11 protein-coding genes are annotated in these 14659 nt (G+C 72.2%); 6 read left to right on the forward strand and 5 right to left on the reverse strand.

Annotated features, from left to right (window positions below):
• Positions 1–22: 22 nt before the first annotated feature.
• The 3 genes from OWM54_RS17070 to OWM54_RS43400 all read left to right on the forward strand — a co-directional run bounded on the left by OWM54_RS17070 (position 23) and on the right by OWM54_RS43400 (position 4941).
• Positions 23–967, forward strand: coding sequence for a hypothetical protein (locus tag OWM54_RS17070; protein WP_267698202.1), 945 nt, complete (start codon positions 23–25; stop codon positions 965–967).
• A 14-nt stretch (positions 968–981) separates the two neighbouring features.
• A complete protein-coding gene (locus OWM54_RS17075) occupies positions 982–2658 on the forward strand; it encodes a hypothetical protein (RefSeq protein ID WP_267698203.1) in 1677 nt (558 codons plus the stop codon).
• Between the two features lie 294 nt (positions 2659–2952).
• Entirely contained in the window at positions 2953–4941 is a 1989-nt protein-coding gene (locus OWM54_RS43400; protein WP_267698204.1) for a serine/threonine-protein kinase, read from the forward strand.
• A gap of 36 nt (positions 4942–4977) precedes the next feature.
• Here OWM54_RS43400 and OWM54_RS17085 read toward each other — a convergent pair whose 3' ends face one another.
• The gene (locus OWM54_RS17085; protein ID WP_223749276.1) at positions 4978–5718 is read right to left on the reverse strand and encodes a transglycosylase domain-containing protein; all 741 of its coding nucleotides are present in this window, start codon (positions 5716–5718) and stop codon (positions 4978–4980) included.
• A gap of 88 nt (positions 5719–5806) precedes the next feature.
• Here OWM54_RS17085 and OWM54_RS17090 point away from each other — a divergent pair, with 88 nt between their 5' ends.
• On the forward strand, positions 5807–6499 hold the full coding sequence (locus tag OWM54_RS17090; RefSeq protein ID WP_223749275.1) for an NAD-binding oxidoreductase: 693 nt from the start codon (positions 5807–5809) through the stop codon (positions 6497–6499).
• Here OWM54_RS17090 and OWM54_RS17095 read toward each other — a convergent pair.
• The 4 genes from OWM54_RS17095 to OWM54_RS17110 form a co-directional block, all read right to left on the reverse strand.
• Positions 6493–8118 (reverse strand): WD40 repeat domain-containing protein, encoded by a 1626-nt coding sequence (locus OWM54_RS17095; RefSeq protein ID WP_267698205.1) that lies wholly within the window; start codon positions 8116–8118, stop codon positions 6493–6495. The two genes, OWM54_RS17090 and OWM54_RS17095, sit on opposite strands and share 7 nt — an antisense overlap.
• A complete protein-coding gene (locus tag OWM54_RS17100; RefSeq protein WP_267698206.1) occupies positions 8115–10283 on the reverse strand; it encodes an ABC transporter substrate-binding protein in 2169 nt (722 codons plus the stop codon). The genes OWM54_RS17095 and OWM54_RS17100 overlap by 4 nt, the downstream gene beginning before the upstream one ends.
• Before the next feature lie 249 nt (positions 10284–10532).
• Entirely contained in the window at positions 10533–11663 is a 1131-nt protein-coding gene (gene dnaJ / locus OWM54_RS17105; RefSeq protein WP_223749272.1) for a molecular chaperone DnaJ, read from the reverse strand.
• A 174-nt stretch (positions 11664–11837) separates the two neighbouring features.
• The gene (locus OWM54_RS17110; protein ID WP_046710872.1) at positions 11838–12278 is read right to left on the reverse strand and encodes a hypothetical protein; all 441 of its coding nucleotides are present in this window, start codon (positions 12276–12278) and stop codon (positions 11838–11840) included.
• Positions 12279–12436: 158 nt separating this feature from the next.
• Here OWM54_RS17110 and OWM54_RS17115 point away from each other — a divergent pair, with 158 nt between their 5' ends.
• Complete coding sequence (locus tag OWM54_RS17115; protein WP_267698207.1) at positions 12437–14200, forward strand: ABC transporter ATP-binding protein; 1764 nt, start codon at positions 12437–12439, stop codon at positions 14198–14200.
• A gap of 73 nt (positions 14201–14273) precedes the next feature.
• On the forward strand, positions 14274–14651 hold the full coding sequence (locus tag OWM54_RS17120; RefSeq protein WP_141333117.1) for a hypothetical protein: 378 nt from the start codon (positions 14274–14276) through the stop codon (positions 14649–14651).
• Positions 14652–14659: the final 8 nt, after the last annotated feature.

Here is a 14659-nt window from a genome sequence, read left to right on the forward strand (position 1 = left end):
CTGTCGGGGGGAAAGTGCTCACGTGTTGATCTCCCTCGTCGCCGTCCTCACCGTGGTCGCCGCCCAGGCGCCCGCGCTCCCCGCCCCGCAGGGGCCCTTGAGCGTGTTGGTCGCGCCCCCGGACGCGACGGGAACTCCCTCACACGTGGTGGATTTCGCGCGCGAGCACATCACCGCGCAGCTCGAGTCGCGAGGCGTGCGCGTCATCCGGATGGACAACGTCACCCGCAGGCTGCCCGCCACGAAGCGGCGCGCGCTCCTGCGCTGCAAGCGCACCGAGGCGCCCTGCCTCCAATGGCTGGGCACCACCAGCCAGGCAGAGGTCGTGCTCGTCACGGAGCTGGTGCGAAAGCCCCAGGGCTACCGCGCGGGCATGAAGGCCCACGCGGCGAAGGACGGCGCGCTCATCGCCGAGCACTCCGTCTCCGACGTGCTCGACGACAGCCTGCTGGACGCGCTCACGCAGACGCTGGACGTGGTGCTGCCCGCGACGCTGCGCGCGCTGCGGCCTCCGCCTCCCACGCCGCGCATCGACGACGTGCCACCGCCCACGCGAGTGACCCGGCCCGGCACCTCCGACCCCGGCCCCCAGCCGACACCCGTGCCGTCGGAGCCCGCCCTCACCCAGACCTCCTCCTCCGCGCGGCGCTGGGCCTGGCTGCCCGCGGCGGGCGGCGTGGTGCTCGCGGGCGTGGGGACGGTGTTCTATCTGAAGGCCAAGGACCGCTACGACACGCTGGAGACGGGCGGCGCGGACATTCCCCTGCGTGACTCGGACGCGCTGGTGTCCCAGGGGAAGAACGCGCAGACGGTGAGCCGCGTGGCCTTCGGCCTGGGCGCCGCGGGGCTCGTCGCCGGCGCGGTGATGTTCCTGTGGCCGGAGGACGACCCTCCCGCGAAGGTCGTCCCCTCCGCCGCCGTGATGTCGGGGGGCGCCATGGTGGGCCTGTCCGGGACGTGGCCATGACCTCGAGAGAATCCATGCGGAAGACCTGGACGCTCGGCGCCCTGGGCGCGGCGCTCGGCGCGGTGCTCGCCGCCGGCGGTTGCTACGACTTCGACGCCGCGCGGAAGCGCTGCCTCGACGAAGGGCGGTGCGAGCAGGTGCCCGACGCCGGGCGCTGCATCCCCAACACCGCCATCGACGACACCCCGGACGACACCTTCGAGGACTCCGACTGCGACGGCGTGGACGGCCGCGCCAGCGAGGGCCTGTTCGTCGACCCCATGACGGGCGACGACGTCAACGGCACCGGCACGCGCGACGCGCCGCTGCGCACGCTCGGCCACGCGCTGTCGCTCGTGCGCCAGTGGGACGGCGGCGCGCCCACGCGGGTGTACCTGGCGGGCGGGGAGTACCAGGAGGGTGAGCTGACGCTGGACGTGCCCGTCTCGCTCCACGGGGGCTACGCGGGACGCGATGGCGGCTGGCGCCGCGCCGGCACCCAGGTGGCCCGGTTGGAGGCCGGCCCCACCGCGCTCACCGTGCGCGGCCTGTCGGACGCCGGCATCGTGCTGGAGTACCTGCGCGTGCGCTCCGCGGATGGACAGGCGCCGGGACAGCCCTCCATCGCCTTGCGCGTCATCGGCTCGGACGTGCGGCTGCGCCACACCGTGCTCACGGCGGGACACGGCGCCGCGGGACAGGATGGCGCGAACGGTGACGCCGGAGCACCGGGCCCCGACGGCGGCGAGGGCACCAAGACCCTCCAAGAAAGCCCGACCGTGCCGGGTGAGGGTGGCGCGGGCGGCATCAACCTGGCGTGCCCCGGCGAGGAGGGCTCGCGCTCAGGCGGAGACGGCGCCCCCGGAGTCCACAGGACCGCGGGCAACGACGGAGCCCCCGGGCAGCCCCAGGCGGGAGGTCCTCCGACGGGAGGAACGGGCGGCGCGGGTGGCGCGCTGGACACGAAGGACTGTCGGGCCTCTCCCTCCAGTTGCGGCTGTAACGCTGGCGACGGCTTCGCGGGAGACGCGGGCGTCGCGGGCATCCCCGGGGACGCGGGCGCGTTCGGCGCGGGAATGGGGACCTTGTCGGAGGTCGACGGGACGTGGACGGTGGGCGCGGGCCAGAACGGCGGCGCGGGTGAGCCGGGGACGTCCGGTACGGGTGGTGGCGGCGGCGGCAGCGGTGGCAGCTGCCTCATCCAGTCGAGCCCCCAGATCACCGAGCCCGCCAGCCCCGGAGGCAGCGGCGGCGGCGCGGGCGGCTGCGGCGGCCAGGGCGGCGCGGGTGGCGGTGGCGGCGGTGCGTCCATCGGCCTGCTGGTGTTCGACTCAAACGTGGCGTTGGAGACGGCCACGTCCATCGAGACGCTCGGCGGCGGCGCGGGTGGCCGGGGAGGCACGGGTGGACGCGGGGGGTCCGGCGGGGAGGGAGGCCTGACCGTGGGGCGCACCAACCTCGAGGACATGACCTACAAGAGTGGCGCCGGCGGCCCTGGCGGAAAGGGCGGCAACGGAGGCGCGGGCGGGCCTGGCGGCGGTGGTGGCGGCGGCCCCTCGGTGGGCATCTGGTGCACACGCTCGCAGGTGACGCAGGACGACGCGGGGACGACCATCACCCAGGGTCCGGGCGGCGATGGCGGACCGAGCGCGGGCACTGCGGGCGAACCCGGCGCGTCCGTCCAGACGATGGGCTGCCCGACCTCGCCGTAAGGGGCATCCGTCGGCTGACCGACGCTGGAGGGGCGTCGGGGACACTTGGGGTGTGCGTCGCCTGAACGCTCGCCCTGCACCCAGGTCCGAAGCCCATCGCGCCCCCCTCCCGGTCTTGCTACGCTGGCCTTTCTTCCCGAGATGGCTTCCGAGCTGAACTGCGAAACCTGTGGTCTCCCCGTCCCCGCCGACACCGGTGTGTGCCCGCGGGATGGCACCGTGGCACTCGCTGCGTTCCACGTCCCACCACCGCCGGCACCGGCATCGCCGGGGGCCGACGAGCCGAAGGTCATCGTGCAGAGCACCCTGGAGGCCTCGTTGGAGTCCCTGAGGGACCCGCTCATCGGCCTGAAGCTTGGTGAGTACGAGCTGCGCGCCCGGGTGGGCGTGGGCGGCATGGGGTTGGTGTACGAGGGCATCCAGCCGCTCATCGGCAAGCGCGTGGCGGTGAAGGTGCTGCGCCCGGAGCTGGCGCACTCCACCGAGCAGGTGGAGCGGCTGCTCGCCGAGGCGCGCGCGGTGAACGCCATCCGCCACCGCGGCATCATCGACATCTTCGGCTTCGGCCAGGTGCCCGACGGCCGGCAGTACATCGTCATGGAGTACCTGGAGGGCCAGCCGCTCGACGCGGTGCTCTCGGAGCGGACGCGGCTGCCCGTGCAGGAGGCGCTGCCCATCCTGGACGAGGTGCTGGCGGCGCTGGCCGCGGCGCACGGAGCGGGCGTGGTGCACCGCGACCTGAAGCCGAGCAACATCTTCATGGTCCACCAGCCGGACGGCTCGCGGTACGTGAAGGTGCTGGACTTCGGGCTCGCCAAGCGGGGCCAGGGCCCCACTGGCCGCACCGCGCAGACGCGCACGGACATGGTGGTGGGCACGCCGGAGTACATGGCTCCGGAGCAGGCGCGAGGCCAGGAGGTGGGTCCGATGACCGACCTCTACGCGCTGGGCGTCGTCACGTTCGAGATGGTGACGGGGCGGCTGCCCTTCATCGGCAGCTCGCCGGTGGACCTGCTGATGAAGCACGTGGAGGCGCGTCCGCCCCGGCCGTCGGAGTTCGTGCCCGACCTGCCGCCCGCGCTGGATGCGTTCATCCTGCAGATGCTGACCAAGGACCCGGAGGCGCGCCCCAACTCGGCGGACGCGCTCCGGCAGCAGCTCCACAAGCTGCGCCGCTCCCTGCGCTCCACCACGCACTCCAACGCGAACGCGCTCGCCCCGACCCAGCCGAAGCCGTCCGTCCCGGACGACGCCGCCTCGCGCAGGCCCACCGCGCCCGTGCCCGCGCCGTCGGAGCTGGGCGTGGAGCGGGGCCTGCGGCCGACGGCCGTGCTGGATGCGCCCGCGCGCAAGCACCTGCCCGTGGCCGTGGCGGTGGGGACGGCCGCGCTGCTGCTCGCCGGCGCCGCGGCGCTCATCCTGCGCGAGCCGGCCCGCGCCGTGCCGCTCACGCCGCAGCGCGAGGTGGATGCTCGCGCCGAGCGGCTCGCCGCGGAGGCGCGGGACGAAGCCGCCGCCGAGCGGCTCGCCGCGGAGGCGCGGGACGAAGCCGCCGCCGAGCGGCTCGCCGTGGCGACGGGGAACGAAGCTCCTGCCGAGCGGCTCGCAGCAGAGGCTCGGGACGAAGCCCACGCCGAGGCGGCGGGGAACGAAGCCGGGTCCGGCCAACTCGCCGGGGCGACTCGGAACGAAGCCGGCACCGCGCGGCTCGCCGCGCCTGCCCGGGATGAAACCCGCACCGGGCAGCAGGTCCCTGGGGTGGGCGGCGCCGTCGGAGCCTCGGCCGTCGGTGATGGCCAGAATCCCGCGGGCACCACCGCACAGCAGGCGCCCACCGTCGCGGGCGCGACCGGTCCGTCCGGTGCGCCGTTGGCCGCCGCGAGCGCGCCCGCCGTGGCCCCGTCCGAGTCCGAAGCGGGGTCCGTGGGCTCGACCACCGCCGCGAGGAGACCACTGGCCGCCGCGAAGGCCTCGCGAGAGACCGAGCCCGCCACCGAGACGCCGCAGACGTTGGCCCGCGCCGGACGCCCCTCGAGCACGACCAAGCCCACCACCACCCCCTTGGATCCACAGTCGCGCGCCAAGGTGCTCAAGCGCATCGCATCGCTGGAGGAAGCGCTCCCCGAGCTCGTCTCTCAGGCCCGGGTGACGAGCCCGGACGCCATGGGCAACTCGCTGGCCACACTCCGCACCGCGGCAAAGGACGCCTCTGATGCAGAGGCCCTGCGAAACGTCCAGGTGGGGCTCGACGACCTGGAGAGGGTCTTCATCAAGAAGAACTGAGGCCCGGGCGCGCCGACGCGCGCCCGAGCGTCCCGCTCACTCCATGCAGCCCAGCTTCTGGGACGTCGCGTTGCGCGCGCGGTCCTCGCTCACCAGCTTCCACCCGGCCAGGTCCCCCAGCAGCGTGTCGCGGTCCTGCCGCAGCACCGTGGGGTTCTTGCACTGGCGGATGTCCCAGTAGCGGTAGAACGGCGGCAGCGCGAGCTGGAGCTCGGCGAACTCCGCCAGCTGCAGCTCGTTGAGCTCCTTCTTGAAGAGCCGGAAGGCCGCGTCCTCCACGCCGACGATGCCTCGCTCGAAGTAGAGGATGGCCAGGTCGTACGCGATGAGCTGGTCCTTCTGCATGAAGGTGTGCAGCCGGTGCGCTGCGACCGTCAGCTCCAGCTTGCCGGAGATGCCCAGCGACTGGGCGATGCGCATGGCCAGCAGCCGCTCACAGGCGCCCTCACCCGGCGGGGACGAGCCCATCGTGGCGCCCACGAACAGGCGCCAGGCCCAGGCCGCGCCGTCCTCGCGCGGCGTCTGGAAGTAGCGCGGGCAGTCCATGTGGCGGATGTAGAGCGCCACCAGGTCCTTGGGCAGCCGGGAGAAGTCAGGCCGGTTGAAGGTGATGGGGCGCGGGTTGCGCTCGAACTGGCCCGCGCGCAGGCTCATCCGCTCGCCCTCGATGCTGTGCTTGAGCAGCTTCTCGACGTCGAACTCGCTCTCGAGCTGGGGCAGCTTGCTGGCCGTATAGAGATACGTCAGCGGAATGAGCACGCCGGCCAGGCCGAGCATGAACAGGATTATCCACAAGAGACTCTTCACCGCCCCAGGCTACCAGGGGCAGCACGCGCCCGACACACGGGTTAGAACCGCACTCACCATGCCCGACTGGCATCCGGCCACCGTCACCGCCCGCACCCCCGCAGCCGATGGGCTCACCGACCTCGTGCTCGACATCCAGGGCACACCCCTGGTGGGAACCCACGCGCACCCCGGCCAGTACGTCCGGATGTGCCTGCCCGGGCTGCAGCCGGGGATGTTCGCCATCGCCTCCCCGCCCGAGGCCCAGGGGCTTCGCTGGGAGTTCCTGCTCAAGGACGGCAGCCCGCTGCCCGACGCGCTCATCCGTCTGCCGCTCGGCGCGCCGGTGCAGGTGTCCGCGCCCGAGGGCAAGGGCTTCCCCGTGGAGCGGGCCCGCGGGCACGACGTGCTGCTGTTCGCCACCGGCTCCGGCATCTCCGCCATCCGGCCCGTCATCGCCACCGTGCGAAGGGACCGCTCGCACTTCGGCCGCGTGAAGCTCTACTTCGGCGCGCGCACGCCCGGGGCCTTCGCGTACCAGGGCGAGCTGCACACGTGGGAGGAAGGCGGCGTCCAGGTGGTGCGCACCGTCAGCCAGCCCGGCGCCAGCGGTTGGCAGGGGCTCACCGGCTACGTGCAGACGCACCTGGGCGAGGAGGCCGTCGCGGATGCCCGCGCCTTCGTCTGCGGACAGCCCGGCATGTCCCAGGGCGTCATCGAGGCACTGCGTGAGCGCGGCGTGCCCCGCGAGCACATCTTCTTCAACTATTGAGCGACGGGCGCCCCGGGAGGAACCACGGTGGCGCCGTCGACGTAGCCCACGTCGAGCAGCACCGCGGACGGGTCGCTCTCACCGGAGCTGCTGGCCACCTGCGGCGTCCACGCGGCCACGCCCACCATGCGCCCATCCGGGCTGAAGCGCACCCGGCGCACGGACCAGTCGAAGCCGTACGAGCCCCGCGCGGCCTCCTGTCCCTCGGTGAAGAGGTGCACCTGCTTGTCCCAGCCCCCGGACACGAGCGAGCGCCCATCCGGAGAAATCGCCGCCGTGGACACCACGCCCCGGTGCACCGGCCACTTGTGCAGCACCTTCCCCGTCGCCGCGTCCACCACCGCGCCCGCGTTGAAGTCGCCCCGAGGCTCCTCGACGCCCTTGCGCTCGCGCTCGTACACGGCGCGGTCCCTCTCCGGCTTCTGCTCCGACAACCCCACGCCCAGCCGGGCGCCCCGCGCGTCCACGGTGACGTCGCTGACGTACGCGGGGAACGTGAAGTCCGAGCGCCGCGCGAGCACCAGCGTGTCCACCACCGCCGCGCCCGCCTGGGCACCGCCCTTCAGCGCGAGCCGAGCCTCCAGCGTCTGCTCGTCGAAGGCCACGTCCACCTTGTCGGAGAACGGCGCGCCCAGCACGCCCTGGAAGCCCTGCGGCACGCACGCGTCGCACACCGCCACGTCCACGTCGCGCACCTCCAGCGACTTGAAGCGCAGCGACTGTCCCCGCGCCACCCGCGCCTGCGTCGTGCCCAGCGCGCCTGGCACGTCCACCGTGTCCTTCAGCTGCGACAGGTCGATGCCCGCCTGCGTCGCGGCCTCGCGGGTGATGACCACCTGGGGCACGCGCGCATCCAGCGTGAAGCCCACCGGCGTCTTGCCGTTGAGCGCGCCCACCACGATGGCCGAGCCCCCGCGCCGCTCGAAGCGCACGCGCGCCTCCCGCGGCGACAGCGACTGGACCTCGGTGGTCCACGCGCGCACGTGCTTGTCCCAGCCGCCCGAGTACAGCGTCCCATCCGGAGAGAAGGCCACGCCGCTCACCGGCCCCTCGTGCCCGCGCTCCTCGGACACATAGGCCAGGTCCGGCACCGCCAGCACCGTGAGCAGGCCCTTCACGCCGCCCGCCACCAGCCACTGGCCCTCGGGGTGGAAGGCCACGACGGACAGCGGCTCCTCAGTGGCGCGCACGCCCCTGGGCTCGCCCGTGGCCGCGTCGAACAGGCGCACCGCGCCGTCACGCCCCGCGGTGGCGACCAGGCTGCCGTCTGGCGAGAAGGCCACGCCCTCCACGTCGAACTCGTACGGGTTGATGGCCGGGTCGCCCAGCTTCCGGGGCGGCGTCTCCAGCGCCCACAGCGTCAGGAAGTAGGAGCGCGAGCCCAGCCGCGTGTACGCCACGCGCCGCTGCCGGGGCGAGAAGTCCAGGCCCCAGATGAAGTCCGTCCGGTTGAGGACCGCGCCCTTGCCCAGCCCCGCCGTCGCGCCCGTGACATAGGCGCCCGGCGTCTCGTCCAGCCGGGACACCACGTCCGGAGGCAGCGTCGCGACGCCGTGCGCGCACCCACCACCGCCCGCCGCCAGCAGCGCCGCCGCCAGCAGCCCCACCCCACCCCTCATGAACCCGAGCCTCCCGTCGCGGAGGCTGCCTTCTCGCGCTCCTTGTCCACGTTGATTTCGGTGACGCCCTTGTTGTCGATGGACAGGAGGAAGAGCTGCTTGACGGCCTCGCGCTTGTCGTTGAACGAGGTGCGGCCCGTGGCGCCGTCGAAGTCCTTCAGGTTGGCGAGCGACTCACGCATCTGCGCGCGCGTGCGCGGAGCGCCCTCCTTCTTCTCCACCAGCTGGCGGAGCATGCGGCCGGAGTCGTAGCCGATGGCCTCCAGCAGGCCCGGGTCCTTGCCCGTCTCCTGCTTGTACGACTCGCGGTACTTGCGCACGAAGTTGCGCGTGGCCGGCCGCTGCGAGTCCACGAAGAAGCCGTCCACGTACACCGAGCAGGTGACGAACTTGCCGCCGCGCTCGATGAGCTCCGGCAGGCCCGAGCGCCCCTTGGGGCTGCTCCACTGGTTGGCGCCGAAGAGCGTCACCGTCTTCAGCTCCTTCTTGCCCGTCGTCTTGCGGATGCGCTCCAGGTCGCGCGGGTCGCACGCGTTGGTGACGATGTCCTCCACCGCCAGCGCCGGGGCCACCAGGCTCACCCGCCGCCAGTCGTCCGGCATGAAGATGGCCTCGAAGTCGATGATGGGCTCGACGTTGCTCTTCACCTTCTCCAGCGCCTTGCGGCGGCGGAACGCGTCCAGGTTCTCGCCCTGCAAATCCCTCACGCCCTCCACGTAGTCGCCGCGGTCCTCCAGGTAGTAGCGGCCCACCAGCTTCTTGGCCTCCTGGGTGAACGTCGTCTGGTCGTGCGAGTAGCGCTCCGCGCCCCGCACCACGCCGCCCTGGTCCACCACCTGGTCCCAGAACTCGTTCGCCAGCTCCACGCCGTAGGGGATGTTCGGGTACAGCAGGGCGAACTTCTTGTAGCCCTTCACGTTGATGGCGTAGTCCGCGACGGCGTTGGCCTGCGCGGCGTTCGTCAGCATGTTGCGGAAGACGTACGCGCCCAGGTCCGTGACGCCATCCTGCCGCGTCATGGTCAGCAGCGGCACCTGGAGCTCCTCGGCCACCAGCGCCGCGCGCTTGGAGTCCTCCGCGAGCACCGGCCCCAAGACAGCGATGGCGCCGTCGTCGAACGCGAGCTGCTCCATCGCCTGGCCCGTCTTGTTCACGTCGCCCTGCGTGTCCTTCACCACCAGCTCGATGTCGCTGCCCTCCAGGCCCAGCTGGATGCCGCGCAGCACCGCCTCGCCGATGGGCTGGTAGCGGCCCGTCATGGGCAGCAGCACGCCCACCGTGCGGGGCTTGGCCTCCACGCGCCGCGTGGCGCGCGCGAGCAGCTCCCGGGCCTGGGGCGCGAACGGACTGCCAGGCGCCTCCGCGAGGAAGCGGTTGAGCGTCTCCTCCAGCCGGCTCCACTCGCGCAGGTGGTAGTAGACGCGCGCCAGCTTGAAGGTGAGCACGGGCCAGGCCGGGTTGGACGGCGACAGCCCGTCCGCCACGCGCGCGATGTCCACGAAGTCCGCGCGGCCCTCCACCAGCGCCTCCACCCGGGCCACCGCGGCGTCACGCTCCGCCTGCGTCTTCGCCTGCCCCGCCTCCTCCACCGCCATCGTCAGCGACTGGCCGTACAGGCCCGCGCCCTCGGCGGCGCGCGCCGCGTCACGCAGCAGCTGCTCCTTCTCGGCGCCCTCGGCGCGCTCGGCCAGGCTGGACAGCGTCTGGTACGCGTCCCGGTACGCGCCCACCTCCATGGCGGACAGCGCCAGCTTGCGCTTGGCGTCCTCGGCCTGGGTGTAGAGCGGGTTCTCGAAGAGCAGCTCGTTGAAGGACTTGCGCGCGTTGACGTAGTCCTTCGACTCGAAGAACAGGACACCCGCCTGATAGAGCGCGTCCTGGCCCGCCGTCGTCGCCGGGTACGCCTTGCGCACGGACAGGTAGGCCTCCGCGGACCGCTTCTTGTCCGGCGTGGCCTGGGCCGTCTGCCGCGCCTGGGCGAGCGCCGCGTCCGCGGACGCGTCCTTGCGCACCTCGATGGCGGGCTTCTTCGGGAACGGGTCCCCCGTGGGCACGTCCTCGCCCGTGGTGCCACCGGACGGGATGCGGGAGGAACGAGGACAGGCCGTCAGCAGCAGGGCCAGCGCGACGATGAGCGAGCGGCGCAAGGTAGGCAGGACTTCCATGGCAGTGGGGTGCATAGCAGCGGCGACGCGCCTCCGTCGACAACGGAGCGGGGAGAAGATTCCTCGCGGAACCCCTCCCCTGCTGCACCCTTCATGCCCATGCGGCCGCTTGCCCCAGGCCGCGTTGACTTCCTCACGTTGGCGCGGCACCCGGACCACGCCCGCGCGGCCCGGGGGCCACGCTCCATGGATTCCCGGGCCTCCACGTGGGGCGGCCGGCCGGACACGGCAGGTCCGGCCTCACACGCCTCAGCCGAACAGCTCCTTCACCTTGGCGAAGAAGCTCTTCGACTGGGGATGGGACTCCTCGCCCGACAGCTCCGCGAGCTTCTCGAGCAGGTCGCGCTGCTTGGAGGACAGCTCCGTGGGCGTCTCCACCACCACGCGCACGTGCTGGTCTCCGCGCTGCTGGCTGTGCAGATGGGGGATGCCCTTGCCCTTGAGCCTGAAGACTTTTCCGGACTGGGTGCCGGCGGGGATGGTCATCTTCACCTTCCCGTCGAGCGTGGGGACGTCGATCTTCGCGCCCAGCGCCGCGTGCGTGAAGGAGATGGGCACCTCGCAGAAGACCTCGTACTCCTCGCGCTGGAAGAGCGGGTGCTCCTTGACGATGACGGTGACGTAGAGGTCGCCGGCGGGGCCGCCCCGGTCGCCGGGCTCGCCCATGCCGGTCAGCCGCACGCGGGTGCCGTTGTCCACGCCCGCGGGGATGGCCACCTCGATGACCTCTTCGGACGGCGTCTTGCCCGAGCCCTTGCAGCGCGCGCACGGGTCCGGCACCACCGCGCCCGTGCCGCCGCAGTCACCGCACGGCCGCGACACCGCGAAGAAGCCCTGGGTGTAGCGCAGCTCGCCGTTGCCGCCGCAGGTGCCGCAGGGCCGCGGACCCGCGCCGCTCTTGCTGCCCGAGCCGCTGCACGTCTCGCACTTCTTCGGCCGGGGAATCGTCACCTTGGGCCTGCTGCCGAACGCGGCCTCCTCGAAGGTGATCTCCAGGTTGTAGCGCAGGTCCGCGCCACGCGAGCTGGTGCGGCGTCCGCCACCCCGGCCGCCGCCGAAGATGTCGCCGAAGATCTCGCCGAAGATGTCGTTGATGTTGACGCCCTGGAACCCGCCACCCGCGCCGCCGAAGCCCTCGAAGGGGTTGCCCGAGTGCCCGAAGCGGTCGTACTTCGCCCGCCGGTCGGGGTCGCTCAGCACCTCATAGGCTTCCGAGGCCTCCTTGAACTTCTCCTCGGCCTCGTTGTTCCCCGGGTTGCGATCCGGGTGGTACTGGAGCGCCACCTTGCGAAACGCGCTCTTGAGCTCCTGCGCGGAGACGGTCTTGGCCACACCCAAGACCTCGTAGTAGTCGCGTTTCTGTCCCGCCGCCGCTGGCATTCGCTTCAACCCCTGGAATTTGCTGGACTTTTTGACTCAGCGAAAAACTCTGAGTCACTATAACGCAGCCGAACGCGCCAGCAATCCAGGGGGCGGAAACGAGGGCCGCCCGGGGGCCGTGGGGCCCGCCGGGCGGTCGAAGAGGGCGTCGAGCCTCGGTTGGGGCGGGTGGGCCTAGACGGTCCACACGCGGTTGGCGGTCAGCTCCATGCGGGCGAGGCGACGCTTGAGCGTCGGGTCCACGGCGCCGGTGGAGGCCCACTTGGGCACCACGAAGTGCAGCTCCGCGTTGTAGAGCTTGGCGGCGCTGGCCAGGAGGCTCCAGCGGTTCTCCGCGGTCGGCTCCTCGACCATGCTCGGGGTGACGATCTCCAGGATGATGGGTGTGCGCGCCGAGTCGGACTGGCGGCAGGTGAAGTCGGGACGCGCATCCTCGATGGTGCCCGACAGGATGGGAGGCGGCATGAAGCCGGGCAGACGGGCCTTGATGTCCGTGTATCCGATGGTGCGGAAGTACTCGGCCATGAGCCACAGGAGCCGGCGGCGCTCCTCGTCTTCAACCACCGGCTCGCAGCCCGGATTGAAAAGGACCTCTTTTTCGTTATTGGTGTCCATGGCTCCCCTGAAGCTGTCCGCAGGGATGGAGGGGGGCAATGGAATGGGCCTGCCTGCCAGTGACGGTTGGTGGCAGGGCAGGCGACGGGGCACGACGCTCCGGTCGCCCCTGGACGTGGACCTGCTGACGACTCAGTGACAGAGTCCGCCGCCGAACAGTGGCTCCTCGTCCTTCCGCACACGTCTACCGCCGACTCCTCGGCTATCTGCGTCCCTACCGCCCGTTGCTCGCGGCGGGCGTGGGCGCGTCCCTGCTGGCCGCGATGGCCACGTCCGCGTACGCGTGGGTCGTCGGCCCCCTGTTGCGCGCGGTGCTGACGAGTCAGCCCGTCACGGTGGCGGGCGTGTCGCTGCCGGGTGATGCGTTGTTGCGACGGCTGCCGCTGGTGGTCATCGCGCTCGCGCTGGTGAAGGCCGCGGCCCAGTTCCTCCAGGGCGGGCTGATGCAGCGGCTGGGCCAGCGGGTGATGGCGGATTTGAGAGGCTTCCTCTACGGGCGCCTGCTCGGACAGCCGCCCGCGTTCTTCGAGCGGCGTCACTCGGGAGAGCTGCTCGCGCGCTTCACGTCGGACGTGCCGTTGGTGGAGTTCTCCATCACGCAGGCGCTGTCATCGTACGTGAAGGACGGGCTGCAGGCGTTGGCCCTGTTGACGACGTGCTTCCTCATCGACGCGAAGCTTTTCCTCTTCACGTTCATCGTGGTGCCGGTGACCGTGCTGCCCATCAATCGCTTCGCCCGCTCGCTGAAGAAGGTCGCCGCCCGCTCGCTGCAGAGCCTGGGCGTGCAGACGTCGCTGATGGCCGAGCAGCTCCAGAACCTGCCGGTGGTGCAGGCCTACGGCGGGCAGGCGCGCGCGCTCGAGGCCTTCGACGTGGAGGCGGACAAGTACCTGGGCGAGATGCGCCGCTCGCTGTTCCTGCGCGGCGCGGTGAGCCCCACGGTGGAGCTGCTGGGCATCGCGGGCGTGGCCATGGCGGTGGCGTGGGGCGCGCGCGCGGTGTCGGCGGACCCGGAGCTGGCCGGGCGGCTGCTGTCGTTCCTGGCCGCGGCGCTGCTGTTGTACCAGCCGGTGAAGTCGCTGAGCGGCACGCTGTCGCAGGTGCTCACGGGCCTGGCCGCGGCGGAGCGGCTGTTCGCCATCGCGGACGAGCCCTCGCCTCCGGACACGGGGGACGACGCCCGGCCGCTGTCGAAGGCGCTGGTGCTCAAGGACGTGAAGGCCACGTACCAGGACGGGCGCGAGGCGCTGCGCGGCGTGGACCTGGTGGTGCCCGCGGGCAAGCGCGTGGCGCTGGTGGGGCCATCGGGCGCGGGGAAGACGACGCTGTTCTCCGTGCTGCTGGGCTTCCTGCCGACGTCGGGCGGACAGGTGCTGTGGGATGACACGCCGCTGTCGTCGCTCAAGCCGTCGAGCGTGCGCGGACAGCTCGCGTGGGTGCCGCAGGAGCCGGTGCTGTTCTCGGGGACGGTGCGACACAACCTGCGGCTGGGACGGCCGGAGGCGACGGACGCGGAGCTGTGGGAGGCGCTGAAGCTGGCGCACGCGGAGGACTTCGTGCGCGCACTGCCGGGGGGACTGGACGAGTCCGTGGGCGAGCGCGGCGCGCGGCTGTCGGGTGGACAGCGGCAGCGGCTGGCGCTGGCCCGCGCGTTCCTGTGCAAGCCGTCGGTGTTGCTGCTGGACGAGCCGACGAGCGCGCTGGACGCGGCGAGCGAGGCCGCGGTGGGCGCGGGGCTGGAGACGCTGATGCGCGGGCGCACGGTGCTGGTGATTGCGCACCGGCTGTCCACCGTGCGCGACGCGGACGTCATCGCCGTGGTGGAAGAAGGCCGCATCGTCGAGGCGGGCACCCACGCGGAGCTGCTCGCGCTGCGCGGCCGGTACACGCGACTGCTGGGTGAGGGCGCGGTCGCAGCGTAAGGCCTCCTGCCCGACACCCGCGCGCGCGGTGCTTGCCTCCGGGCACCTGCTCTGCCAGCGTCCCGAGCGCGTCATGCGTCACCGGGAGCCCCTGTCCCTCAACGCGTTGCTCCTGGTGCCCTCCCTGGCACTCGCCGCCCTCGCGTGCGTGGCGGTGTCCGCGCGCCAGGGGGTGCTCGCCGCCGCCACCACCAGCACCCTCGTCCTGGTCCCCGTCGTCTTCCGATTGTGGACCCGCACCTGGTACCGCGGGCTCGTCGTGCGGGGCCTGGGCATCTTCTTCATCGGCATGCACGTGCCGCTCCTGCTCGCCGGCGCCCTCGCCTACGGCCGCATCGGCTGCGCCGAGGGCGGGTGCCCGCAGCTCTACCTGCTGGGTGTGCTCGCCTCCCCCATCGCCGGCGCGCTCTCCACCGTCGTGTACTGGCTCATCGGTCGTCCCCCAGTCTGAATTCCAAG

It is taken from the genome of Myxococcus sp. MISCRS1 (assembly GCF_026626605.1).
In the GTDB taxonomy this organism is placed as follows: Bacteria; Myxococcota; Myxococcia; order Myxococcales; family Myxococcaceae; genus Myxococcus; species Myxococcus fulvus.